This is a genomic window from Duganella sp. FT27W (assembly GCF_009295655.1).
In the GTDB taxonomy this organism is placed as follows: Bacteria; Pseudomonadota; Gammaproteobacteria; order Burkholderiales; family Burkholderiaceae_D; genus Rugamonas; species Rugamonas zoogloeoides.
Genome location: NZ_WHIV01000002.1, coordinates 309,055 through 331,507, shown reverse-complemented (window position 1 = coordinate 331,507; position 22,453 = coordinate 309,055). Strand labels below are relative to the sequence as shown.

Below are 22,453 nucleotides of genomic sequence, written 5' to 3'. Positions count from 1 at the left end.
AGAGTCCGTGATGGCCGGCGCCGTCATCATCACCCGTCCGCTGGCGCAGGCGCGCCCGCTGGCCGCGCGCGTGGCGGCCCTGGGCCACGCGGTGGAAGTGCTGCCGCTGCTCGAAATTACGCCGCTGGCGCAGCCTGTTGAACTGCTGGCAGCCCTGGCGCGCCTCACCGCTCATCAGTCTCACTCGCAACCTCAATCGCAGCCGCACCCCCAGCTTCACCCCCAGCCTTATTACCAGCTGGTCGCCTTTGTCTCTCCCAACGCCATCGATGCCGCTTTCGCCCATCTGACCACCGTGCCGCCCGGCGTGACCTGGGCGGTGGTGGGCGAGGGCAGCCGGCTGGCGCTGGCCGCCCATGGCGTGGCGTCTCCCGCTGCCCACGTGGTCAGTCCGCATGACACCGCCCACAGCGATTCCGAACACCTGCTGCAAACCCTCGATCTGGCTGCCTTGAACGGCAAGCGCGCCCTGATCATTCGCGGCGATGGCGGCCGGGAACTGCTGGCCGATGGCCTGCGCGCGGCTGGCGCCCAGGTCGATGTGGTGCCCGCCTACCGGCGCGCGCCGCCAGCGCTCACCGCCGAACTCGAGGCCACGCTGCGCCGCCTGCTGGCGCGGGACAACGACTGGATCATCACCAGCTCAGAGGCGCTGCGCGGCCTGTGCGACATCCTGGCCGAACTCGACGCGCGCGCACCGGCAGGGGAAACGTCATGTGTTGTATCGATGCAACAACAGCATTTGATCGTACCGCATGCCCGGATCGCGGAGACTGCGCATAATCTCGGTTTTTCCCGGACCTCCCTCACCGGATCAGGCGACGAACGCCTGCTGGCCGCGCTACAATCACGCCTATGAACGAACTGCCTACATTACCCGACCCCGCCGTCTCCGGCGCTTCCGCTCCCGGCGGCGCCGATCCTTCGGCCGCGCCGTCCAAGCCGGTCCTGTCGTCCTCCGAGCCCACCTTGCTCTCCACGCTGCAGCAGCCCAAGGTGCTGCTGATTGGCGTGGTGGTGCTGGCGCTGCTGCTGGCCGGCCAAACCTGGTCGTCGCACCGGCAAGTGAGCAAGCTGCGCCAGGAAATGGCGCTGCGCCTGCAAAAGGGCGACACCATCAACGGCGAAACCAGCAACCTGGCGCGCCAGGTGCAGGAGTCCAGCCGCGAGCTGCAAGCCAAGGTCGCCGTGCTGGAAAGCCGGCAGCAGGAGTCGCAAAGCCAGCAACTGGCGCTCGAACAGCTGTACCAGGACCTGTCCAAGAACCGCGACGAATGGGCGCTGACCGAAATCGAGCAAGTGCTGTCCACCGCCAGCCAGCAGCTGCAACTGGCCGGCAACGTGCCAGGCGCGCTGATCGCGCTGCAAAACGCCGACCGCAGCCTGTCGCGCTCGGACAAGCCACAGTTCATCACCATCCGCCGGGCGATCGCCAAGGACACCGAAAAACTCAAGGCACTACCCAATGTGGATTCGGTGGGCGTGGCCCTGCGCCTCGATAACGTGATCGCCCAGATCGACACGCTGCCCATGCTGTCCGACGAAAAGCCCACGCTGCCGGCCGCGCCCGAGCGCAAGCCGCGCAAGCCAGTGCTCGACAAAAACGGCAAGCCGGTGCCTGCCGCTGCCAACGCCGAACCGGAATCGACGCCGTGGCTGCAATCGCTGCAAGGCGCCTGGACCGGCTGGAGCACCGAGATGTGGACCGACGTGCGCCAGCTGATCCGCGTGCGCAGTGTCGATCATCCCGATGCGCTGATGGTCTCGCCCACCCAGGCCTACTTCATGCGCGAAAACCTCAAGCTGCGCCTGCTCAACGCCCGCATGGCGCTGTTGTCGCGCAACGAGACCGCGTTCCGCGCCGACCTGGCCGCCGCCCAGGAAGCGCTGGTCAAGTACTACGACACCCGCACCCGTGCCACGCAAAGCGTGCAGGCGCTGCTGCGCCAGGTTCAAAGCAGCAACCTGGCCATCGAGATGCCCACCCTGTCCGACAGCCTGAACGCGGTACGCAACTACAAGGCAAAGCCATAGCATGCGGATATTTCTCTGGTTAGTCGCGCTGATGGCTGCGGCCATCGGTATCGCCGTGACAGCCCGCTTCAACCCGGGCAACGTGGTGCTGTTCTACCCGCCGCACCGCATCGACCTGTCGCTCAACCTGTTCTGCGTGCTGCTGGCGCTGCTCTTCGTGCTGCTGTACGTGGTGATCCGCGCAGTGCGCGCCACCGTCAAGATGCCGCGCAAGGTGGCCGCCTATCGCCAGCAAAAGCGCGAACGCGACGGCAACAAGGGCCTGCGCGAAGCGTTGAAGGCACTGTTCGAAGGCCGCTTCGGCCATGCCGAAAAGGCTGCGCTGCGCGCGGCGGAATTGCCGGAAAACGCCGGCGTGGCCGCGCTGATCGGCGCCCGCGCCGCCCACCGCATGCGCCAGGCCGCGCGCCGCGACCAGTGGCTGGCACGCCTGCAGGACGACAACGCCATGAAGACGGCGCGCCTGATGACCATGACGGAATTGCTGGTGGACGACCACCAGCCAGAAGCCGCGCTGGCCGCCGTGCGCGAACTGAACGCCAGCGGCACCCGCCACATCCACGCGCTGCAATGGTCGCTCAAGGCCCAGCAGCAGGCCAAGAACTGGCCCGAGGTGCTGCGCCTGGTGCGTTCGCTCGACAAGCACCGCGCATTGCATCCGGCACTGTCGTCGCGCCTGCGCGAACTGGCCTACGAAGACTTGCTCACCGATAAAACCCACGACGCCGAGTCGCTGCTGCGCGTGTGGTCCACCGTGCCGAACGCCGACCGCATCAAGCCATACATTGCCTGCCGCGCCGCCACCGCGCTCAATGCCCGTGGCCTGCACGACGAAGCGCGCCTGGTGGCAGAGGAGTCGCTCAACGCCGACTGGGACGACCGCGTGGTACGCACCTACCGCGAAGCGGCGGCGCCCGCCGGCTCGGCCGCGCTGCTCACCCAGATCGACCACTGCGAACGCTGGATGCAAACCCGCCCGACCGACGCCGAACTGGCGCTTACCCTCGGCTCGCTGTGCCTCAAGCAAAAGCTGTGGGGCAAGGCCCAGCGCCACCTGGAGCAGGCGTTGTCCGACGCTGCCGACCCGCGCATGGTGCGCGAGTCCCACCTGAAGCTGGCGCAATTGCACGAAGCGCTGCAGCAGACGGAGGAGGCGGCCAGCCACTACCGGCAATGCGCGCTGGCAACCGTTTTGTAAAAAAATTGGACCGCAGCGCGGTCCAATTTGCCTAGAACTTGTAGTTGGCTGTCACCACCGCGCTGCGCGGATCGCCATACACGCCCGTCCCGTACGACCCCATCCCCGGCATATAGGTCTTATCGAGCACGTTGTTGACATTTAAGGCCACGCTCACGCGCCGGTTGATGTCATAACGCGCCATCAGTCCCAGCACCGCGTAAGACGGCTGCGTTGCGCGCCAGCGGCGGGCGTCCGAGGTTTGATAATAAGTCTCGCTCTGCCAGGTCAGCGAACCGCCCACGGTCAGCTGGTCCAGCGCGCCCGCCAGCTTGTAGGCCGTGCTCAGTTTGAACAGGTGCTTGGGCTGGTTGGTGTTGACCGCGCTCAGGATCACGTCGGGCTGCGACGGAATGCGCGACGTGCGGAAGGTGTAGCCGCCCGCCACATTCCATCCCGGCGCCGCCTGGCCCGACACTTCCAGTTCCACGCCCTTGCTGGTCACGCCTTCGATCGGGCGGTAGATCTCGCCGCCGGTGGCCGCGTTGATGCCCACGTATTGCGCCGAGTTGTTTTGCTCGGTACGAAACACGGCGATACCGGCGTTCAGGCGCTGGTCGAAGAACTCGCCCTTGATGCCCGCTTCGACATTCTTGCCGGTCAGCGGATCGAGCGAACGGTCGCTGGCGTCCTTGTAATAGGTTTGCGGACGGAAGATGTCGGTATAGCTGGCGTACACCGACCAGTGGCGATTGACGTCGTAGACCACGCCCGCATACGGCACCACTTTTTCGCCGATGTCGAGGTTGTCGGCCACGGCGCGCACCCCGGCGTTATTGACCTGGAAGTCATACAGCTTGTACCAGCTCATGCGCGCGCCGAGGATCACCGACAATTGATCGGTAGGGCGCAGACGGGTGGCCAGCGACAGCCCTTTTTCGGTGATGGTGGTTTCGCGGTCGGCCCGCTTGGCATAGGACGCCGGCTGCGCCAGGTAGCCGTCCCACGCAAAATAATCGGGCACCGCGATCAGGGCCGGGCTGGTGTAGAGCTGGGCGTCCTTCACCGCGCGCGAATAGCCGGCGCCGAGCATCAGCTCGTGCTGGCGGCCGAACAGCGTGAACGGGCCGCTCAGGGCCAGGTTGGCGCTGTCGGTATTGGCCTGGGTGGGCAGCACGCCGGCCAGCAGCCGCACGCCGGCGCCGGTTGCACGGTCCACCGCACCGTTGTAGGCCGAGCCGTATTCCACTTCCTTCGACTGTTTGAGATGGCTGGCCGAAAGGTCGAGCTTCCAGCCGCTGTCGAAACTGTGCTTGAGCGAGGCGAAGGTGTTGGTGCTGTTGTTGTCCCAGTACGACCAGCGCGCGGCCGGGTTGAGCGAGCGGCGGAAATTGGTTTGCGTGCCGTCGCTGTAGAACAGCGGAATATGGCCGAAGGTGGCGCCATCGGCGCGCGAACGCATGTAATCGATGCCGGCCGTGAGCAGCGTGCGCGGACCGAGGTCGGCCTCGATGATGGCGTAGGCGTTGCGGGTGTCGCGCTGGTAGTAGTCGATGTACGAGTCGGCATTTTGCGCGGCCAGCACTACGCGTGCGCGTACGCTGCCGCTGGCGTTGAGTGGACCGGAAACGTCGGCCACGCCGCGATAGCGGCTCCACGAGCCGGCGCTGGCATTGAGGGTACCGGCAAACTCGCTGGTGGGCCGCTTGCGCACCAGGTTGATGGTGGCGGACGGATTGCCGGCGCCTGTCAAGAGGCCGGCCGCGCCGCGCACCACTTCCACGTGGTCGTAGATGGCGCTGTCGCCAATGGCGGTGGTGTACTGGTTGGAGCTGTCGAGGGTGTTCGGCACGCCGTCGAACTGGAAGTTTTCGATGGTATAGCCGCGCGCATAAAAGGTGGCGCGTTCGCTGTCATTGCGGCCCACGGTCACGCCCACGGTTTTTTCCAGGATGTCGGGCACGGTGACCAGTGCCTGGTCGTCCATTTGCTGGCGCGTGATTACGCTCACCGACTGCGGCGTTTCGCGCGTGGACAGGCCCAGGCGGGTAGCTGTACTCATCGAACGGATGCCATAGGCGCCGCTGCCTTCGGTGACGTTGTCGGCTTCGCCCCGGGCCGAGACGCTGATGGCGGCCAGTGTCTGCGCGATGGGCGCAGTAGCAGTTGGCGCGGCGATGCGGCGCACGCTGTAGCTGCGCTCTCCCTGCGGCACTACTTCCAGGCCGCTGCCGGCCAAAAGCGCGGCAAAACCGGAGGCTGGCGTGTGCGCGCCTTGCAGGCCCGGCGAAGTGTGGCCGGCGGCCAGTGCCGGATCGAACGACAGCGCGGCGCCGGCGGCGGCTGCAAACTGGTTGAGCACGGACGCCAGCGGGCCGGCGGGAATCTGGTAGTTGCGGGTGGCCTCGGCGGGCGCTGAGACAGCGAAAGGCATGGCAAGCGCTAGTGCCAGAGGGGTCATGCGGATATTGAACATAGGGGCCTTATAAAGTTGGACGATCAGGGAGTTCCTGTCCTGTAGGCCGGATGAGATGCAAAAAGTGGAAAATTATTTTAAAAATAGTTGAGCGCCTGCGTTTAGCGCGGCCCCAGCGTGACCCAGTACCGGGTAAGACTGCGCTGGCGTAGCGGGAAGGTGCGGGTGAGCAGGGCCAGCGCGCGGTCGGTGTCCGTCAGCAGGAACACGCCGGAAATGCGCAAGCCGGCAACGCCCGGATCGCAGCCCAGGCGCCCGTGACGATACCGTGACAGCTCGGCCAGCACCTCGGCCAGGCTGCCGTTGTTGACCAGCAAATGCCCCGAGCGCCACTGGCCGGCATGGTCCGGTGCGGCCTGCGGTGTCTCGACCCTGTTGCGGGTGAAGCGCACCTGCTGGCCAGCGCGTAGCAGCACCGGCTGATGACCAGCGTTGGTTGCTGCTGGATTGCCTGCCGCAGCACCCGCTCCGGCAGCAGCGCCAGCGCGTATCGCCACCGCGTGCTCTAGCACCGCCACTTCGGTATAGCCACCGGACTGGCCATCAAGTGGATCATCGTACTGGCGCACCGTAAAGCGCGTGCCGAGCGCGGTCACGCTGCCGTGCGCGGTCTGCACGATGAATGGGCGCGGATCGGCTGCCTGCTGCGGCTGGCGCAGATGCGCCGTCTCGATCAGTACGGCGCCGGCCCACAGCCGCACCACGCGTTCGGTACCGGTATAGCGCACATCGACGGCGGTGGCGGTATCGAGCACCAGCAGCGAGCCATCGGCCAGCACGACCTCGCGTTGCTGGCCGATGCCGGTGCGGTAGTCGGCCAGCAACGGCCGGGCAAAGCCCTGTTCGCCCGCGCCGCGCCAGGCCACGTAACCGAGCGTGCCGGCGGATGCCAGCAGCGCCACGCCGCGCAGTGCCTGGCGCCGGCTGCGCGCCTGTTCGGTCATGCGCAGTGCGGGCGCGGCGATATTGGCGGGCACTTGCAGCAGCGCCGCGCGCATGGACTCGATCCGTTGCCAGGCGCGCCCGTGGTCCGGGTGGGCGGCCTGCCACTGGCGCCACGCCGCGCGTTCGGCATCGGTGATGGCGCCCGAGCACAGGCGTGCGTACCACGCCACCGCTTCCTTGCGGACCACGGTCTCGTCGCGCGGCGCCTGCGCATCGGTTGCGGGCAAACGGGCGTTCATGGCGCCAGCAGGTAGCAGTGTTCGATGGCCTTGCACATGTGGTTGCCGACCGTGCGCCTGGTGACGCCCAGTTCCACCGCGATCTGCTCGTAGGTGAGACCATCGAGTTGCGACAGCAGGAACGCCTGCCGCACCTGCGGTTTCAGGCCGTCGAGCATGGTGTCGATGGCCACCAGCGCTTCAAGCATGATGGCGCGTGTTTCCGGCGACGGCTGGTGGACGTCGGGCAGGGCGGCCAGCGCATCGAGGTAAGCGCGTTCGACATCCTTGCGCCGGAAAAAATCGGCCATCAGGCCGCGCGCGATGGTGCCCAGGTAGGCGCGCGGTGCACGCAGTGCCGGCGCCTGGACCGGACTGCTGCGGGTGAGCACGCGCACAAAGGTATCGTGCGCCAGGTCGGCGGCATCGCCGGCATTGCCCATCTTGCGGCGCAGCCAGCCGTGCAGCCAACCGTGGTGGTCGCTGTACAGGGTGGCGGTGCTGTCGTCGTGGAGGGTAATTGGCGGCACAGTTGGCTTGGATATTAAATGCTAATCATTCTCATCTGGTTGATCATAACATCCCTCCCGCGTGTGCGCCACCACCAACAATCGGCCGCACGCACGGGTGCTGCGCCGCACAAGCAAGCTGTACTTCGCTATAATTACGCGGTTAATCAATTGTCCAATTGTCAGCACCCCTCCAACAAGGAAAACCCATGAGCTTGAATAAAGTGCCTTCGGGCCGCGATGTGCCTAACGACTTCAACGTGATCATCGAAATTCCGATGAACGCCGATCCGATCAAGTACGAAGTCGATAAAGATTCCGGCGCGATTTTCGTGGACCGTTTCATGGGCACCGCCATGCATTACCCATGCAACTACGGCTACGTGCCGAACACCCTGTCGGACGACGGCGACCCGGTTGACGTGCTGGTGATCACTCCGTTCCCGCTGATCCCTGGCGTGGTCGTGCGCTGCCGTCCTATCGGCGTGCTGAAAATGACCGACGAATCCGGTGAAGACGCCAAGGTCCTGGCCGTGCCGGTCGATAAAGTACTGTCGATTTACAGCCACTGGCAAAAGCCGGAAGACCTGAATGAACTGCGCCTGCGCCAGATCCAGCACTTCTTCGAGCACTACAAGGACCTGGAAAAAGGCAAATGGGTCAAGATCGACGGCTGGTACGGCGTGGAAGATGCCAAACAAGAAATCCTGAACGGCGTTGCGTCGTACAACAAGGAAAACGCTGCCGGCTAATCCGCCAGCGCGTTCCATCAAAAAGCCCGGCTGCATTGCGCAGCCGGGCTTTTTTTATGGTCTCGAGATACCGCGTGCAAGGGCGGGGCCGAAAAGCGTGGTCAGCCGCAGGTTGGTGCTTTACCTGGCGACAGGGTAGGCGCAGAAAACAGTCTGCAATCGATTGCGCAGGTGGTGGTAACGATTGCTGCGTCTATGCGCAAGAAGGTGAAGGCCGGGCGCGTGCGATATGGCCGCGCCCGGTCATGCCGCGTCAGTTGCGGGCGTAAGCCTCGGCGTTGGCTTCCGCACCGGCTTCGATACCGGCCAGTTCGGCTTCCGCCTCGCGGCGCAGGCGCGACATGTACTGCGGCGTGATGCCCAGGTACGAAGCGATGGCCCGCTGCGAGATGCGTGCTTCCAGGCCCGGATATTCCTCGCGGAATGCGGCCAGGCGCTCCTGGGCCGAGGTCTCACCGGTGGCGTAGGCGCGCTGGGCCAGGTTGTGCATGCCGTGCATGGCCGCTTGCAGGTGGTAATGCTGCATCACCTCGCTTTGGGCGCGCAGGGCGCTGGCCTGGGTCCAGTCAAGCGTAAAGCCGTGGATCGTGGTTTCCGCCACCAGGAACTGCACTGCCGGCTGGCCATTCTCGCCGGCAATCAGGTCGGTGAGGGTGGTGGCCGATTCCCCTTCGCGATAAAAGCGCAGGGTGACTTCCACGCCGTCGCGGTTGAAGAACCCGCTGCGCGCCACGCCGCTGGCCAGCCAGTGTACCTGGGTGGCAACGGCGCCGGCACGCTGCAGGAACTCGCCCTTGCGCACATGGAACGGCTGGGCGATGTGCGCCAGCTGGTCGGTTACGTTGGTATAAGCCTCTTCAGTGACACCGAGACGTTTCATCGTCGCGGCCTTGAAGCGGTTCCGTTGTTTTATAAAATCTGCATTCATTGTTTTACGTCACGTGTTGTGACAAAACCGTCAACGGGCATAGAGTATAGGCGCGATTGAAAATGCTGTGAAGCAAACTGGTTTCATCCATGGTCAGATAGTTGCTACCGCTAACATTCTACCCGTTTAACGAAATCCTCACATAATTACGTAAGGGTTGCCCTTATTTAAAGGGTGCGTGCTCGGCCAGTTCGTCGATATATTCTTCGATGGCGGCAGTTTCCTGCGCCAGGAAATCGCCGATGGCGGCGGCAAAACGCGGGTCCGCCACCCAGTGCGCCGACCACGTGGGCGTGGGCGACAGGCCGCGCGACATCTTGTGCACGCCCTGGGCGCCGCCCTCGAAACGGGCGATGCCGTGCGCAATGCAATACTCGATCGCTTGCACGTAACAGGTTTCAAAATGCAGGCCCGAGACGAATTCCGTCGTGCCCCAGTAGCGTCCGTACATGATGCCGCCGCCGACCAGGTTGAGGGCCACCGCCACCGGCTGGTCGCCGCGCTGCGCCAGCACGATCATCAAGTTGTCGGCCATGTGTTCGCGCAATTGCTCGAAAAAGGCCAGGCTCAGGTAGGGTCTGTTGCCATGGGCCTGGTACGTGGACACGTAGCACCGGTAAAAGAACGCCATCACCTCCTGCGTGATGGCGGCGCCGGCCAGGTGCTGGAAGGTGATGCCGGCTTCGACCACGCGGCGGCGGTCCTGGCGGATTTTCTTGCGCTTGTCCATCTTGAAGCTGGCCAGAAACGCGTCGAAATCGGCGTAACCGGGATTTTCCCAGTGAAACTGCACGCCTTCGCGCAGCATGAACCCAGCCGCTTGCAGCGCTTGCCGGTCCTGCTCGTCGGGGAACAAAATGTGCAGCGACGAGGTTTCCAGCTGTTGCGCCACTTGCAGCACGGCGCGTGCGAGCAGGGCGCGGTCGTCAGGCGTGCGCGCCAGCAGGCGGCTGCCCGTCACCGGCGAAAACGGCACCGCCGAGAGCAGCTTCGGATAGTATTCGATGCCGTTGCGGTGGAAGGCGTCGGCCCAGGCGTGGTCGAATACGTATTCGCCGCGGCTGTGATGCTTGAGGTAAAGCGGCATGGCGCCGTGCAGCACGTCGTCCCGGTACATGACCAGGTAGCGCGGGGTCCAGCCCGTTTGCGGGCAGGCGCAGCGCGTGGTGTGCAGCGTGTGCAAAAAGCGGTATGCCAGCGTGGGATTGTCGCCGGCCAGCGCTTGCCACTGCTGCTCGTCCACGCTCTCCAGCGACTCGATGATCGAAAACTCTGCTTCTGACACACTGCCTCCTGCCCATGATGGTGGGCCAAGTCTAGCGTATCCACGACCTTTGCGTTGGCGGTGCGCATGCGATAATTGGATTCCATGCCTGTGCACCACCGTCGGAAAGATCCTTTATGAGCTCGAATTTCCTCAATCTGTACACCCACGATTTCGCCCGCGTGGCCATTGCCGCGCCGGTGTGCCGCATCGCCGACCCGGCCTACAACGCCGAGCAGACCATTTTGCTGGCCAACCAGGCGGCGGAGCAGGGCGCGGCCCTGGTGGCGTTCCCGGAACTGGGCCTGGCCGCCTATACGTGCGACGACCTGTTCCACCAGCGCGCGCTGCTCGACGCCTGCCTCGATGCGCTGGCGGAAATCGTCAACGCCTCGTTGCAGTGGAAGATGGCGGTCGTGGTGGGCGTTCCGCTGCGGGTGGAGCACCAGCTCTACAACTGCGCGGTGGTGGTGGCCAACGGCCAGATCCAGGGCGTGGTGCCCAAGTCGTACCTGCCCAACTACGGCGAATTCTACGAAGCGCGCCAGTTCAGCAGCGGCGACTACGCGGTGGCGGTCGAGATGGACTTGCTCGGTGAACGCGTGCAGTTCGGCGCCGGGTTGCTGTTCGAGGTGGCCGACGTGCCGCTGCTCAAATTCCACGTCGAGATTTGCGAGGACGTGTGGGTGCCGGTGCCGCCGTCGTCGTTCGCGGCGCTGGCCGGCGCCACGGTGCTGGTCAACCTGTCGGCCTCGAACGCGGTGATCGGCAAGGCCGGCTACCGCAACCAGCTGGTCGGTAACCAGTCGGCACGCTGCATCGCCGCCTACCTGTACACGTCGGCTGGCGGCGGCGAATCGACCACCGACATGGCGTGGGACGGCCAGGGCGTGATCTTCGAGAACGGCGAACTGCTGGCCGAATCGAAACGTTTTACCGACGAACCGGTGCTCACCTTTGCCGACATCGACCTCGAGCGCCTGTCGCGCGAACGGATGCGCATGAATACCTTCGCCCAATCGGTGCAGCGGCACGCGGCCGAAGTGAACAAGTTCCGCACCGTATTCTTCGAGCTGGAACTGTCGCGGGAAGAACCGCTGGCGCTGCGCCGCTGCGTCGAGCGCTTCCCTTACGTGCCGGCCGATGCGCGCCGCCGCGACGAGCGCTGCCACGAGGTTTACAACATCCAGGTGCAGGCGCTGGCGCAGCGCTTGAGTTCTAGCGGCATCAAGAAGGTGGTGATCGGCGTTTCGGGCGGGCTCGATTCCACCCACGCGCTGCTGGTGTGCGCGCGCGTGATGGACAAGCTAGGCTTGCCTCGCACCAACATTCTGGCGTACACCATGCCCGGCTTTGCCACCAGCGAGCGCACGCTCAAGCAGGCGCACGCGCTGATGCAGCTGGTCGGCTGTTCGGCCCAGGAAATTGATATCCGCCCCAGCTGCATCCAGATGCTCAAGGACCTGGGGCACCCGTACTCGGAGGGCCAGGCGCAGTACGACATCACGTTCGAGAACGTGCAGGCCGGCGAGCGCACCAACCACCTGTTCCGCCTGGCCAACCACCACGGCGGCATCGTTGTCGGTACCGGCGACCTGAGCGAGCTGGCGCTGGGCTGGTGCACGTACGGCGTGGGCGACCACATGTCGCACTACAACGTCAACGCCAGCGTGCCGAAGACGTTGATCTCGCACCTGGTGCGCTGGGTGGCCGAATCGGGCGTGATCGGCCGCAACGATGCGCAAGTGCTGCTCGACATTCTCGGCACCGAAATCAGCCCCGAACTGGTGCCCGGCACCGCCGGCGGCCAGCCCGAGCAGCGTACCGAGAGCACCATCGGCCCATACGAACTGCAAGACTTCAACCTGTACTACGTGCTGCGCTTCGGCTTTGCGCCGTCCAAGGTGGCGTTCCTGTCGTTGAATGCCTGGCGCGACAGGACGCTCGGCCGCTGGCCCGATGGCGACCACGTGGCACGCAACGAGTACGACCTGGCAGCGATCAAGCACAACCTCGGGATTTTCCTCGACCGTTTCTTCCGTACCAGCCAGTTCAAGCGTAGCTGCGTGCCGAACGGACCGAAGGTGGGCAGCGGCGGCTCGCTGTCGCCGCGCGGCGACTGGCGCGCGCCTAGCGACGGCCAAAGCGTTGTCTGGATGGAAGAATTACGCGCCATTCCGGTGCACGACTGACAAAAGTCCGGACTCGGCGTCAAGGCGGCTGGTAAGTGCGCTGTTGTCGATTACAATAGATCCATTGCTATTGCTGACCAAGAATTTTTGATTCAAATATTAGGAGAAGTCATGAAACAGATTACCGCAGTGATCAAGCCGTTCAAACTGGACGAAGTGCGCGAAGCGCTGGCCGAAGTGAACGTGACCGGCCTGACGGTGACCGAGGTCAAGGGCTTCGGCCGCCAGAAAGGCCACACCGAACTGTACCGTGGCGCCGAATACGTGGTCGATTTCCTGCCGAAGGTGAAGGTTGAAGTGGTGGTGGACGATGGCGTGGCCGAGCAGGTGGTGGACGCCATCATCAAGGCTGCCCGCACCGGCAAGATCGGCGACGGCAAAATCTTCGTGCAAAACGTCGAGCAGGTGATCCGCATTCGTACCGGCGAAACCGGCCCGGACGCAGTGTAAATCAGTTCAATACGTCACTCCCGCCCGGGAGTGACGCGGCCACCGCCGTCGTTTTAACGGCGGTTGGCCCTGCGGCGCCATCCGATCAGCGCCAATCCTCCCATCAGCATTGCCCACGTCTGCGGTTCCGGCACCGCCAGCACCCGCACATTGTCGATTGCAGCCGCGCTGAAGCCGCTGGTCCGGTTGGCGGTCGAGAACGCGTAGAACCGCACTTCGTCCATCCCGCGTGCGTCGCTCAGTCCCAGCACCGAAGCGCCGCTGAAATTGCCCGACCCCGTCAACAGTCCGTCCAGGTAAGTGGTCCAGTAGCCGTGCCGGTTCAGGTAGCCAGAGCCGACGCCGAACTCGATGCTGGTAAAGTCGCGGCCATCGGCCACGCGGATGCCGATGTAGGCATTGCTGCCCGCCGTCGCCAGGTAATTGCCGGAGAACGAAGGGCTGAGTTCATCCGGCGCGTCGTAGCAGTCGATGCCGGCGTAGCCACAGCCGTTGTTGCTCGCCGAGCCGCTGGCAAAGAACAGCAGTCCGTCTTCGGTCCAGGTGTTCGACAAGGCCGTATTGCCTTCGAACGTGGCGGCGTGGTTGTAGCCGGCGAGGGTGGCGCTGTTGCCGGTGGTGGCGGTGACCGCCGCTGCGGCGCTGCCGGCGGCGCCGGCCAGCAGCACCGAGAGGGCTAGGGTATGCAGATTCATGGGTTCTCCTTATGAGTTATGGGGTTGGAATCAGATCGACGGCATCCCAGGCATAGCCGGGGCTCAGGTACTTGACCCCGCTCGAGCCGCTGATGGCCGTGAGTGTCAAGGTGTTCTGGCCCACCAGCAGCTCGCTGGCCGGGATATTAAAGGTCAGCATGGTGTTATTGCCGCGATAGGTGCCAACCGTGAGCGTGCGGGTTTTCGGCTGGTTTGGCGCGGCAGGATTGGCCGAACTCCAGCCATTGACTGAAATCTTCGGCCGACCGCCGGCAAAACCGACCGTGATGCCGGCGCGCAGCGTGTAGGCGCGGATTTCGCTCTGCTTGAGGTTGAAGCGGATCACCAGGTTGCCGTTCACTTCCTTCCACTGGTAAGCGGGGAAGCCGGTGGCCGGGGTGGATGTGCCGATCACGTAGTCGGGCACCGTCCAGGCAGCCATGCGTACATCCTGCGGGTGCATGGTGGTGAGCTTGTCGCCGTTGATGAACTCGTTGGGGGTGCCGTCCCAGTCGCCGATGCGCCACTTGGGCGTGACGCTGCTCGGGTCGCCCGCGACGGTGATGGTGTTGAGCGTGGTGACGGCGCCGGCGTTGACCGTCACGCTGCGTGACTCGACTGCCAGTTCGTTCTTGTACACCGTCATGGTGTAGGTGCCGGGCAGCATGCCGGCGCTGCTGTAGTAACCGTTGGACGGGTTGACGTCGGCATAGTATTGCGCCGTGGCGTTGGCAAAGCCCACCGTGTAGGCATAGCGCGTGTCGCGGTTGGCGATGCCCACGCCGGCCACGCCGCCACGGCCGCTGTCCGGCACATAGCCGAGCAGGCCCATGCCGGCGAACCACGACGTATCGATGGCCCCAGGTGCGGCGCCGTCGGTGAAGGTCATGGTGTAGGTGTTGAGGATGCCGGGACGGAACGCTTCGGTCTGCGCCTCGCCGTAGTTGATGATGTAAGTGATTTCCTGGTTGGTGGACGTGCCCTGGTTGAGCAGGCTGCGGTAGAACGGCCCGCCCGAGCCGCCTTCGTGGTTGTCGCGCACGATCCACAGGCCGGCGGTGGCGCTGGTGGCGCCGATGTAGCGCCAGTCCTTGAGCCGCATGTTCGAGTAGTGCTTGGAGCGGGTTTCGCCGTTGGGCATGCCGAACACGTCGCCCGATTCGATGGCGCCGTTGGTGCCGCGCAGGTCGGACGGCACCGGGCCGTTGGGCAGCGCGGCGATCGGTACCCGCACGATGAAGCGCGCCAGGCCCAGCGTGCTCGGTTCGGTCGTGAAGTACGTGCCCATGTAGATATTCGGATCGCCCCGGCGCGCCATGTAGTAGTGGGTGAGGTCGCCTGCTTGCACGGTGATCTTGATGGTGTCGGCGCCGACGGTGGTGGCGGTCACGGCCACCGCCGAGACATTGTTGTACAGGTAGTCGAAGCCCGAGTTCAGCTGGGTGCCGCGCGCCTGGTCCTGGTACTGCACGCCGTTGTAGATCATCGAGGCGATATCGCCGGCCGACTGGGTGCTCACGCCATTGTCGGTGCGGCGGATCTTGAACACCAGTCCGGCGCCGGTATCGACGGTGTAGAAGTTGGTGTCCTGGGTGAGGCCGAAGGTTGCGGCATTGGCCTGTGTGGTGCTGGTGGCGTCGGCGCCCGCGACCGTGGTGGTGGCGAGGGTGCGGGCCGCTGGCATGTTGCTGTCACTGGTACTACTGCCACTGCCACCGCAACCGGCGAACAGGGACAGCGCTGCCGCGCCGGTGAGGACGCGCAGGGTATTGGTTTCCATGATTGTGTCTCCCTAAATATATTATTTATATTGAATAGGGCGCGCCGGCACGCTGACACACATAGTCTTGCGTTGCCATGCGGCGGTCAACGCCGCCGATGCAACAATTGCAAATAAATCACTTAACTGATTGGGTCCAATTTCCGGGCTACCGGTGACGGTTACTTGTCTGAAGGCAAATGCAAGTCGAATTTCCACGTCACCAGCCGCATCACCGTGATCGAGGCGGCGCTGGCCCACAGGGCGACGTCGTCGGAGACGTCGGTGTATTGCAGGCCGATGTACATCCAGCAGCCGAAGAAGGCGCAGATGGCGTAGGGTTTGCCGTCGCGGAAGACCATCGGCACTTCGTTGCAGACGATGTCGCGCAGCACGCCGCCAAAGATGCCGGTGATCACGCCCATCATCGAGGCGATGAACAGCGGCATGCCGGCCGCTTGCGCCTGCGACACGCCCGCCACCGCGAACAGGCCCAGGCCGATGGCGTCGGCTATCACGATCAGGCGTTCGGACAGGATTTGCTTGAGGGTGCGCATCAGCGGCGCGGCGATCAGGGCCAGCACGAAAATCAGGATCGCGTATTCCTGGTGCATGACCCAGAACAGCGGCCGGCGGTCGAGCAGGATGTCGCGTAATGTCCCGCCGCCGAACGCGGTGATGAAAGCCACCGTGAATACACCCACCAGGTCCATGCGCTTGCGGCGTGCCTCCACGAACCCGGAAAACGCGCCCACCAGGATCGCCACGATCTCGATGACGGTGACCAGGGAAACGTGAACCGGAACGTGGGACATGTAGGGCATCGGGTGCGAACGGTAGAGGAAGTCGAAGATTGCTCAGGTTAACATGAGCGCCGCTCACCGTGTAACTTAGTTGCTCGGCTGACACGCTGCGAAGCTTGTTGCGCCTGCTTAGCCGATTTGGCCGCTCCGACTACTCATAATTCATTAATGAATTATGATGCTGTCCAGATCAACTTTAAAGTTTGAGCGATGACCGCATTATTTACCCCGTTTTCCCTCAAGGATGTCACGCTGCGCAACCGTATCGCGGTGCCGCCGATGTGCCAGTACAGCGCCGACGATGGCCTCACCAACGATTGGCACCAGGTGCATTACCCGGCCCTGGCGCGTGGCGGCGCCGGCCTGGTGATCGTGGAAGCGACCGCCGTGTCGCCCGAAGGGCGCATCACCCCTGGCTGCCTGGGCCTGTGGAACGACGAGCAGGCCGCCGGCCTGGCGCGCATTGCGGCCGGCATCAAGGCCGCCGGCGCCGTGCCCGGCATCCAGATCGCCCATGCCGGCCGCAAAGCCAGCGCCAACAAGCCGTGGGAAGGCGACGATCACATCGCTGCCGACGATCCGCGCAGCTGGCAAACCATCGCACCGTCGGCCGTGGCGTTTGGCGCCAACCTGCCGCAGGTGCCCAAGGCCATGACGCTAGACGATATCGAACGGGTAAAAGCCGATTTCGTCGCATCCGCCCAGCGTGCGCGTGACGCCGGCTTCCAGTGGCTCGAACTGCATTTCGCCCACGGCTATCTGGCGCAGAGTTTCTTCAACGTCGATGCCAACCAGCGCGATGATGCCTACGGCGGCAACTTTGCCGGCCGCAGCCGCTTCATGCTGGAAACCCTGGCGGCCGTGCGCGCGGTATGGCCCGAGCACCTGCCGCTGACGGCCCGTTTCGGCGTGATCGAATATGACGGCCGCGACGGGCAGACCCTGGCGGAGTCGATCGATGTCACGCGCGCGATGCACGAGGGCGGACTCGATCTGCTGAACGTGAGCGTGGGCTTCTCGACACCGAATGGCAACGTGCCGTGGGGAACACCGTTCCTGGCGCCGATCGCCGAACGGGTGCGCCGCGAGGCGGGCTTGCCGGTGGCGTCGTCTTGGGGAATCGATGTGCCGGAGGTGGCCAACCGCGTGGTGGCCGACCAGCAGATGGACCTGGTGATGATCGGCCGCGCTTTCCTGGCCAATCCGCACTACGCCGCGCAGATGGCGGCGGAGCTGAAAGTGGAGCGTCCCACGTGGCTGCTGCCAGCGCCGTATGCGCACTGGCTGGAAAAGTATCGTCGCGGATAATTCAGCGCTCGGGCCGCAGTGCGGCCCTCAGCAGCACCATCAGCGCGCCTTCTCCACCTTCCGAGGAGCGCGCCTGGCAGAATGCTACCACTTCTTCCTTCTGCACCAGCCAGCTGTGCACCATCGATTTGAGCACCGGTTCCTGGCCGCGCGAACCAAAACCGCGACCGTGAATGACGCACACGCAGCGATGGTTGCGCATGGTCGAACGGCGTAAAAAGTCGCCGATGGCGTCGCGCGCCTGGTCGCGCCGCATGCCGTGCAAATCGAGTTCGTCCTGCACCGGCCAGTGGCCCTTGCGCAGTTTTTTCACCACGTCGGAGCCGACGCCGGGTGCGGCGTAATTGAGCGCCGGGTCTTCTTCCAGGTAGTGATCGACTTCAAACAGGTCGGACAGCGACTCGCGCAGCACTTCGGCGTCGTCCTCGGCTTGCGTCAGCTTGCGCTTGACGGGCGGGGCGACACCGGCCGTTTTCGGCATCTGCGGCACATGGCGGTCCGATTCGGGCAGGCGCTTGACGCCGCCGAGCGCCGACTGGAAGATATTCGCCTCCACCACCTGCGTCTTTTCCCGCTTGACGCGCTCCGCCTCGGCGGCGGCGCGCGCCTCGGTCTGCTCCCTGAGCTGCTTGCTCAGCGATTTCAGTTCCGAGAAGTCTTTCATCGCGGCTTACTCCTGCGCTTCGAGGTAACGCTGGGCGTCCAGTGCGGCCATGCAACCGGTGCCGGCGCTCGTGATCGCCTGGCGGTAGATATGGTCCTGTACGTCGCCGGCGGCAAACACGCCCGGGGCGGTGGTGGCAGTCGCCATGCCTTCGGTGCCCGAACGCGTCTTGATGTAGCCGTTGTGCATTTCCAGCTGGCCTTCGAAGATGCCGGTGTTCGGCTTGTGGCCGATCGCCACGAACAGGCCGTGCACGGTGATTTCGGAGACGGCACCGTCTTCGGTCGACTGGAGCTTGAGACCAGTGACGCCGCCTTCGTTGCCGAGCACTTCCTGCAAGGTGTGGTTGTACTTGATCTCGATCTTGCCTTCGGCAACCTTGGCGTGCAGGCGATCGATCAGGATCGCTTCGGCGCGGAACTTGTCGCGGCGGTGGATCAGCGTGACCTTGTTGGCGATGTTCGACAGGTACAGCGCTTCCTCGACCGCAGTGTTGCCGCCGCCGATCACGGCCACTTCCTGGTTGCGGTAGAAGAAGCCGTCGCAGGTGGCGCAAGCGGAGACGCCACGGCCCATGAATTCCTGCTCGGTCGGCAGGCCCAGATACTGGGCCGACGCGCCGGTGGCAATGATCAGGGTGTCGCACGTGTATTCATGGCTGTCGCCCAGCAGGCGGATCGGTTTTTCCGACAGGAAGGTCGTGTGGATGTGATCGAACACGATTTCGGTCTTGAAACGCTCGGCGTGTTGCAGCAGGCGCTGCATCAGGTCCGGGCCTTGCACGCCCATCGGGTCGCCAGGCCAGTTTTCGACGTCGGTGGTGGTCATCAACTGGCCGCCTTGTTCCACGCCGGTAACCAGCATCGGGTTCAGGTTGGCGCGGGCGGCATAGACGGCGGCGCTGTAGCCGGCAGGGCCCGAACCGAGGATCAGAACGCGGGCGTGTTTGGTAGTGGTCATGGCGGGCTTCTTTGTAGATTGGAGTACATCGGAGTTGGGGGCATCTGCGGTGGAGGCAAGGGCAATGCCTCTTGCATTCACGCAGGCAATACAAGATTATAGTGCAAGCAGAAGATCAGGATGAATCGTGGGGCGGATGTGGCCTGTATGCCTTAGAATAGCTGTCTCTGAATCTTTCCTGTGCGATAACGTTGCAACACCTTAATACCTATGAGCAGTAAAAAAGTTCAGGAACGCTCTTCCAAGTCTGGCGCAGGCGCCGGAACGACCTCGTCCGCAGCGTCCGCCAACGGCTACAAACGCACGCCCACCGAGCGCCAGCCGCTGCCCAATCGCCTGGTCAAGCTGCTGTCCGAAGCGCGCTGGCTGGCGCTGGCCGTGCTCGGCCTTTATTTTGTCCTTATCCTGGCCAGCTACAACAAGCTCGACCCCGGCTGGTCGCACGAAACGCTGGTGCCCAAGGTAACCAACCTTGGCGGCCGCGCCGGCGCCTGGCTGTCCGATTTGCTGCTGTACATTTTCGGCATCTCGGCCTGGTGGTGGGCGTTTTGCGTGCTGCGCTACGTGTGGCAAGGCTACCGCAGCCTTACGCAAAAATTTGTCATGACCAAGCCGGCCGAGCCCGAGCATGCGCAAGAGCCGCTGATACGCGGCATCGGCTTCGTGCTGCTGTTCGTCGGCAGCGTGGGCCTTGAATACCTGCGCCTCGGTTCGCTCACGCGCCACGCGGAGTTGCCGCGCGTTTCGGGCGGCGTGCTCGGTGAACTGATCGGCCATTCGGCCCACGTGGCGTTCGGCTTTACCGGCGCCACCTTGCTACTGCTGTTGTTGTTCGGCCTCGGTTTTTCGCTGTTCTTCCAGGTCTCGTGGCTGGCGCTGGCCGAGCGCATCGGCTTCACCATCGAATCGGGCATCGTCTGGTTCATCCAGCGCTACCAGTACCGCGAAGACCGCCGCCAGGGTGAAGTCGCTGCCGTCAAGCGCGAAGAAACCGTGGTGATCGAGCGCGCCAAGCACGTGGAAAAACATCCGGTTGCCGCACCGATCGTCAAGATCGAGCCGCAAGTGGTTACCGTGGTCAAGTCCGAGCGCGTGGAAAAGGAGCGCCAGGCCAGCCTGTTCCAGGATTTGAACGGCAATCCGCAACTGCCTACCTTGTCGCTGCTGGACGAGGCGCCCGAGGTGCAGGAAACCGTGGCGGTCGAAACGCTGGAGTTCACCAGCCGCCTGATCGAGAAAAAGCTGTCGGACTTCGGCGTCGAGGCCAAGGTCGTGGCCGCCTATCCGGGCCCTGTCGTCACCCGCTACGAAATCGAACCGGCCACCGGCGTCAAGGGCAGCCAGATCGTTGGCCTGGCGCGCGACCTGGCGCGCTCGCTGTCGCTGACCTCGATCCGCGTGGTGGAAACCATTCCCGGTAAAAACTTCATGGCGCTGGAACTACCCAACGCCAAGCGCCAGATCGTGCGCCTGTCCGAGATCGTCGGTTCCAAGGTCTATAACGACAACCCGTCGCCGCTCACCGTGGCGCTGGGCAAGGATATCGCCGGCAAGGCCGTGGTGGCCGACCTGGCCAAGATGCCGCACTTGCTCGTTGCCGGTACCACCGGCTCCGGTAAATCGGTCGGTATCAATGCGACGATTTTGTCGCTGCTGTACAAGTCCGATCCGGCTGACGTGCGCATGATCCTGATCGATCCGAAGATGCTGGAAATGTCGGTGTACGAAGGCATTCCGCACTTGCTCGCGCCCGTGGTCACCGACATGCGCCAGGCCGGCCACGCCCTCAACTGGGCGGTGAACGAGATGGAACGCCGCTACAAGCTGATGTCCAAGCTGGGCGTGCGTAACCTGGCTGGCTACAACGCCAAGATTGCCGAGGCGACCAAGCGCGAGGAACACATCCCGAACCCGTTCAGCCTCACGCCCGATTCGCCGGAGCCGCTGGAAAAACTGCCGACCATCGTCATCATCATCGACGAGCTGGCCGACCTGATGATGGTCGTCGGCAAGAAGGTGGAAGAGCTGATTGCCCGGATCGCGCAAAAAGCACGCGCGGCCGGCCTGCACTTGATTTTGGCCACCCAGCGCCCATCTGTGGATGTGATTACCGGCCTGATCAAGGCCAATATCCCGACACGGATCGCGTTCCAGGTTTCGTCCAAGATCGACTCGCGCACCATTCTCGACCAGATGGGCGCGGAGACCCTGCTTGGCATGGGCGACATGCTGTACATGCCGCCCGGTACCGGCCTGCCGGTGCGCGTGCACGGCGCCTTCGTGTCGGATGAAGAGGTGCACCGCGTGGTGGCGCACCTGAAGACCACTGGCGAGCCGAACTACATCGAGGGCATCCTCGAGGGCGGCACGCTGGAAGGCGAGGGCGGTGCCGAAGGCGGTGCGGCTGGCGAGCCCGGTGGCGAAGCCGATCCGATGTACGACCAGGCGGTGCAAGTGGTGCTGAAAAATCGCCGGGCGTCGATTTCGCTGGTGCAGCGTCACCTGCGCATCGGCTACAACCGCGCGGCGCGCCTGCTGGAACAAATGGAAAATAGCGGCGTGGTTTCGGCCATGCAATCGAACGGCAACCGCGACATCCTGGTGCCCGCTGCCAGCGCAGAATAAGGAAAGCAATATGATGCAATTGAAAAAGTCGGCTGTCTTGCTGGCTATGGCTGGCGCACTGTTTGCCGGCTCGGTCCACGCCAGCGCGCTGGAACAGTTCAAATCGTTCGTGGCGTCCACCAAGGCCGCCAAGGGCGAATTCACCCAGCGCCAGGTCAAGAGCGAGGGCAGCGCCAAGGCCAAGCCCACGCCACCGTCGAGCGGCACATTCCTGTTCGCCCGCCCCGGTAAGTTCATCTGGACTTACACCAAGCCGTACGAACAGGTGCTGCAGGCCGATGGCGATCAGCTCTACATCTTCGACAAGGACTTGAACCAGGTCACCACCAAGAAACTCGGCGATGCGCTCGGCTCGTCGCCGGCCGCCATCCTGTTCGGCAGCAATGACCTGGAAAAGAGTTTTACCTTGTCGGAAGCGGGTACCCGTGACGGCCTCGAGTGGCTCAAAGCCGTACCGAAAGCCAAGGATTCGAGCTTCGAACAAATCACCATCGGCCTGCGCAATGGCTTGCCGGAGGCGATGGAACTGAAAGATTCGTTCGGCCAGACCTCGGTGCTGGCGCTGTCGAAAATCGAAAAGAATCCGGCCTTGACGGCCACCAGCTTCAAGTTCGTGATGCCCAAGGGCGCGGACGTGTTCAACAACTAGGTAGCAGGGCGCTGCCAGTCGTTCAGCGTCGCACATCTCAACACC

The 22,453-nt window shown here is 63.9% G+C and carries 19 protein-coding genes; 9 read left to right on the top strand and 10 right to left on the bottom strand.

Going from position 1 to position 22,453, the window contains the following annotated elements; translation table 11 throughout:
- Positions 1–10 precede the first annotated feature (10 nt).
- Genes F8197_RS07725 through F8197_RS07715 form a run of 3 tightly spaced genes read left to right on the top strand, consistent with a single transcriptional unit; the run spans position 11 to position 3,232 of the window.
- On the top strand, positions 11–859 hold the full coding sequence (locus F8197_RS07725) for a uroporphyrinogen-III synthase (RefSeq protein ID WP_152881412.1): 849 nt from the start codon (positions 11–13) through the stop codon (positions 857–859).
- Entirely contained in the window at positions 856–2,034 is a 1,179-nt protein-coding gene (locus tag F8197_RS07720) for a uroporphyrinogen-III C-methyltransferase (RefSeq protein ID WP_152881411.1), read from the top strand. The genes F8197_RS07725 and F8197_RS07720 overlap by 4 nt, the downstream gene beginning before the upstream one ends.
- Before the next feature lies 1 nt (position 2,035).
- The gene (locus F8197_RS07715; protein WP_152881410.1) at positions 2,036–3,232 is read left to right on the top strand and encodes a heme biosynthesis protein HemY; all 1,197 of its coding nucleotides are present in this window, start codon (positions 2,036–2,038) and stop codon (positions 3,230–3,232) included.
- Positions 3,233–3,263: 31 nt separating this feature from the next.
- Here F8197_RS07715 and F8197_RS07710 read toward each other — a convergent pair whose 3' ends face one another.
- The 3 genes from F8197_RS07710 to F8197_RS07700 all read right to left on the bottom strand — a co-directional run bounded on the left by F8197_RS07710 (position 3,264) and on the right by F8197_RS07700 (position 7,380).
- Positions 3,264–5,645, bottom strand: a complete 2,382-nt coding sequence (locus F8197_RS07710) for a TonB-dependent siderophore receptor (RefSeq protein ID WP_227012153.1) — start codon at positions 5,643–5,645, stop codon at positions 3,264–3,266.
- A gap of 143 nt (positions 5,646–5,788) precedes the next feature.
- On the bottom strand, positions 5,789–6,871 hold the full coding sequence (locus tag F8197_RS07705) for a FecR domain-containing protein (RefSeq protein ID WP_152881408.1): 1,083 nt from the start codon (positions 6,869–6,871) through the stop codon (positions 5,789–5,791).
- Positions 6,868–7,380 (bottom strand): sigma-70 family RNA polymerase sigma factor, encoded by a 513-nt coding sequence (locus tag F8197_RS07700; protein WP_373996816.1) that lies wholly within the window; start codon positions 7,378–7,380, stop codon positions 6,868–6,870. The genes F8197_RS07705 and F8197_RS07700 overlap by 4 nt, the downstream gene beginning before the upstream one ends.
- Positions 7,381–7,568: 188 nt before the next feature.
- On the opposite strand from F8197_RS07700, the gene ppa reads away from it, so the two are divergent.
- Positions 7,569–8,111 (top strand): inorganic diphosphatase, encoded by a 543-nt coding sequence (ppa, locus tag F8197_RS07695; protein WP_019922024.1) that lies wholly within the window; start codon positions 7,569–7,571, stop codon positions 8,109–8,111.
- Between the two features lie 253 nt (positions 8,112–8,364).
- On the opposite strand, the gene F8197_RS07690 is transcribed toward ppa, so the two are convergent.
- Together F8197_RS07690 and F8197_RS07685 are read right to left on the bottom strand one after the other, a co-directional pair.
- Positions 8,365–8,991, bottom strand: coding sequence for a Crp/Fnr family transcriptional regulator (locus F8197_RS07690; protein WP_056138738.1), 627 nt, complete (start codon positions 8,989–8,991; stop codon positions 8,365–8,367).
- 211 nt (positions 8,992–9,202) lie between these two features.
- Positions 9,203–10,324, bottom strand: coding sequence for a GNAT family N-acetyltransferase (locus tag F8197_RS07685; protein ID WP_373996815.1), 1,122 nt, complete (start codon positions 10,322–10,324; stop codon positions 9,203–9,205).
- A 116-nt stretch (positions 10,325–10,440) separates the two neighbouring features.
- Between F8197_RS07685 and F8197_RS07680 the strand changes: the two genes are divergently transcribed.
- Both F8197_RS07680 and F8197_RS07675 read left to right on the top strand, forming a co-directional pair.
- Positions 10,441–12,495 (top strand): NAD(+) synthase, encoded by a 2,055-nt coding sequence (locus F8197_RS07680; RefSeq protein ID WP_152881407.1) that lies wholly within the window; start codon positions 10,441–10,443, stop codon positions 12,493–12,495.
- Between the two features lie 111 nt (positions 12,496–12,606).
- Positions 12,607–12,945, top strand: a complete 339-nt coding sequence (locus tag F8197_RS07675) for a P-II family nitrogen regulator (protein ID WP_019922031.1) — start codon at positions 12,607–12,609, stop codon at positions 12,943–12,945.
- Between the two features lie 53 nt (positions 12,946–12,998).
- On the opposite strand, the gene F8197_RS28860 is transcribed toward F8197_RS07675, so the two are convergent.
- The 3 genes from F8197_RS28860 to F8197_RS07660 all read right to left on the bottom strand — a co-directional run bounded on the left by F8197_RS28860 (position 12,999) and on the right by F8197_RS07660 (position 16,214).
- On the bottom strand, positions 12,999–13,640 hold the full coding sequence (locus F8197_RS28860; RefSeq protein WP_227012152.1) for a PEP-CTERM sorting domain-containing protein: 642 nt from the start codon (positions 13,638–13,640) through the stop codon (positions 12,999–13,001).
- A 16-nt stretch (positions 13,641–13,656) separates the two neighbouring features.
- Entirely contained in the window at positions 13,657–15,420 is a 1,764-nt protein-coding gene (locus F8197_RS07665; protein ID WP_152881406.1) for a rhamnogalacturonan lyase B N-terminal domain-containing protein, read from the bottom strand.
- A 161-nt stretch (positions 15,421–15,581) separates the two neighbouring features.
- Positions 15,582–16,214: a trimeric intracellular cation channel family protein gene (locus tag F8197_RS07660; RefSeq protein WP_152881405.1), complete on the bottom strand. Its 633-nt coding sequence runs from the start codon at positions 16,212–16,214 to the stop codon at positions 15,582–15,584.
- A 198-nt stretch (positions 16,215–16,412) separates the two neighbouring features.
- Between F8197_RS07660 and F8197_RS07655 the strand changes: the two genes are divergently transcribed.
- Entirely contained in the window at positions 16,413–17,510 is a 1,098-nt protein-coding gene (locus F8197_RS07655) for an NADH:flavin oxidoreductase/NADH oxidase (protein ID WP_152881404.1), read from the top strand.
- 1 nt (position 17,511) lies between these two features.
- Here F8197_RS07655 and F8197_RS07650 read toward each other — a convergent pair whose 3' ends face one another.
- Positions 17,512–18,174, bottom strand: coding sequence for a Smr/MutS family protein (locus F8197_RS07650; RefSeq protein ID WP_152881403.1), 663 nt, complete (start codon positions 18,172–18,174; stop codon positions 17,512–17,514).
- A gap of 6 nt (positions 18,175–18,180) precedes the next feature.
- Positions 18,181–19,134 carry a thioredoxin-disulfide reductase gene (gene trxB, locus F8197_RS07645; protein ID WP_056138722.1) on the bottom strand — a complete coding sequence of 318 codons (954 nt, stop codon included), beginning with the start codon at positions 19,132–19,134 and terminating at the stop codon, positions 18,181–18,183.
- A 210-nt stretch (positions 19,135–19,344) separates the two neighbouring features.
- Here trxB and F8197_RS07640 point away from each other — a divergent pair, with 210 nt between their 5' ends.
- The gene (locus F8197_RS07640; protein ID WP_152881402.1) at positions 19,345–21,759 is read left to right on the top strand and encodes a DNA translocase FtsK; all 2,415 of its coding nucleotides are present in this window, start codon (positions 19,345–19,347) and stop codon (positions 21,757–21,759) included.
- A 10-nt stretch (positions 21,760–21,769) separates the two neighbouring features.
- Positions 21,770–22,408 (top strand): outer membrane lipoprotein chaperone LolA, encoded by a 639-nt coding sequence (gene lolA, locus F8197_RS07635; RefSeq protein WP_152881401.1) that lies wholly within the window; start codon positions 21,770–21,772, stop codon positions 22,406–22,408.
- Positions 22,409–22,453 lie beyond the last annotated feature (45 nt).

What these genes read in the sequence shown, in the direction of transcription:
- F8197_RS07725 (WP_152881412.1), top strand. Translation starts at nt 11, where the DNA reads ATGGCCGGCGCCGTCATCATCACCCGTCCGCTGGCGCAGGCGCGCCCG.
- F8197_RS07720 (WP_152881411.1), top strand. Translation starts at nt 856, where the DNA reads ATGAACGAACTGCCTACATTACCCGACCCCGCCGTCTCCGGCGCTTCC.
- F8197_RS07715 (WP_152881410.1), top strand. Translation starts at nt 2,036, where the DNA reads ATGCGGATATTTCTCTGGTTAGTCGCGCTGATGGCTGCGGCCATCGGT.
- F8197_RS07710 (WP_227012153.1), bottom strand. Translation starts at nt 5,645, where the DNA reads ATGCCTTTCGCTGTCTCAGCGCCCGCCGAGGCCACCCGCAACTACCAG.
- F8197_RS07705 (WP_152881408.1), bottom strand. Translation starts at nt 6,871, where the DNA reads ATGAACGCCCGTTTGCCCGCAACCGATGCGCAGGCGCCGCGCGACGAG.
- ppa (WP_019922024.1), top strand. Translation starts at nt 7,569, where the DNA reads ATGAGCTTGAATAAAGTGCCTTCGGGCCGCGATGTGCCTAACGACTTC.
- F8197_RS07690 (WP_056138738.1), bottom strand. Translation starts at nt 8,991, where the DNA reads ATGAAACGTCTCGGTGTCACTGAAGAGGCTTATACCAACGTAACCGAC.
- F8197_RS07680 (WP_152881407.1), top strand. Translation starts at nt 10,441, where the DNA reads ATGAGCTCGAATTTCCTCAATCTGTACACCCACGATTTCGCCCGCGTG.
- F8197_RS07675 (WP_019922031.1), top strand. Translation starts at nt 12,607, where the DNA reads ATGAAACAGATTACCGCAGTGATCAAGCCGTTCAAACTGGACGAAGTG.
- F8197_RS28860 (WP_227012152.1), bottom strand. Translation starts at nt 13,640, where the DNA reads ATGAATCTGCATACCCTAGCCCTCTCGGTGCTGCTGGCCGGCGCCGCC.
- F8197_RS07665 (WP_152881406.1), bottom strand. Translation starts at nt 15,420, where the DNA reads ATGGAAACCAATACCCTGCGCGTCCTCACCGGCGCGGCAGCGCTGTCC.
- F8197_RS07660 (WP_152881405.1), bottom strand. Translation starts at nt 16,214, where the DNA reads ATGTCCCACGTTCCGGTTCACGTTTCCCTGGTCACCGTCATCGAGATC.
- F8197_RS07655 (WP_152881404.1), top strand. Translation starts at nt 16,413, where the DNA reads ATGACCGCATTATTTACCCCGTTTTCCCTCAAGGATGTCACGCTGCGC.
- F8197_RS07650 (WP_152881403.1), bottom strand. Translation starts at nt 18,174, where the DNA reads ATGAAAGACTTCTCGGAACTGAAATCGCTGAGCAAGCAGCTCAGGGAG.
- trxB (WP_056138722.1), bottom strand. Translation starts at nt 19,134, where the DNA reads ATGACCACTACCAAACACGCCCGCGTTCTGATCCTCGGTTCGGGCCCT.
- F8197_RS07640 (WP_152881402.1), top strand. Translation starts at nt 19,345, where the DNA reads ATGAGCAGTAAAAAAGTTCAGGAACGCTCTTCCAAGTCTGGCGCAGGC.
- lolA (WP_152881401.1), top strand. Translation starts at nt 21,770, where the DNA reads ATGATGCAATTGAAAAAGTCGGCTGTCTTGCTGGCTATGGCTGGCGCA.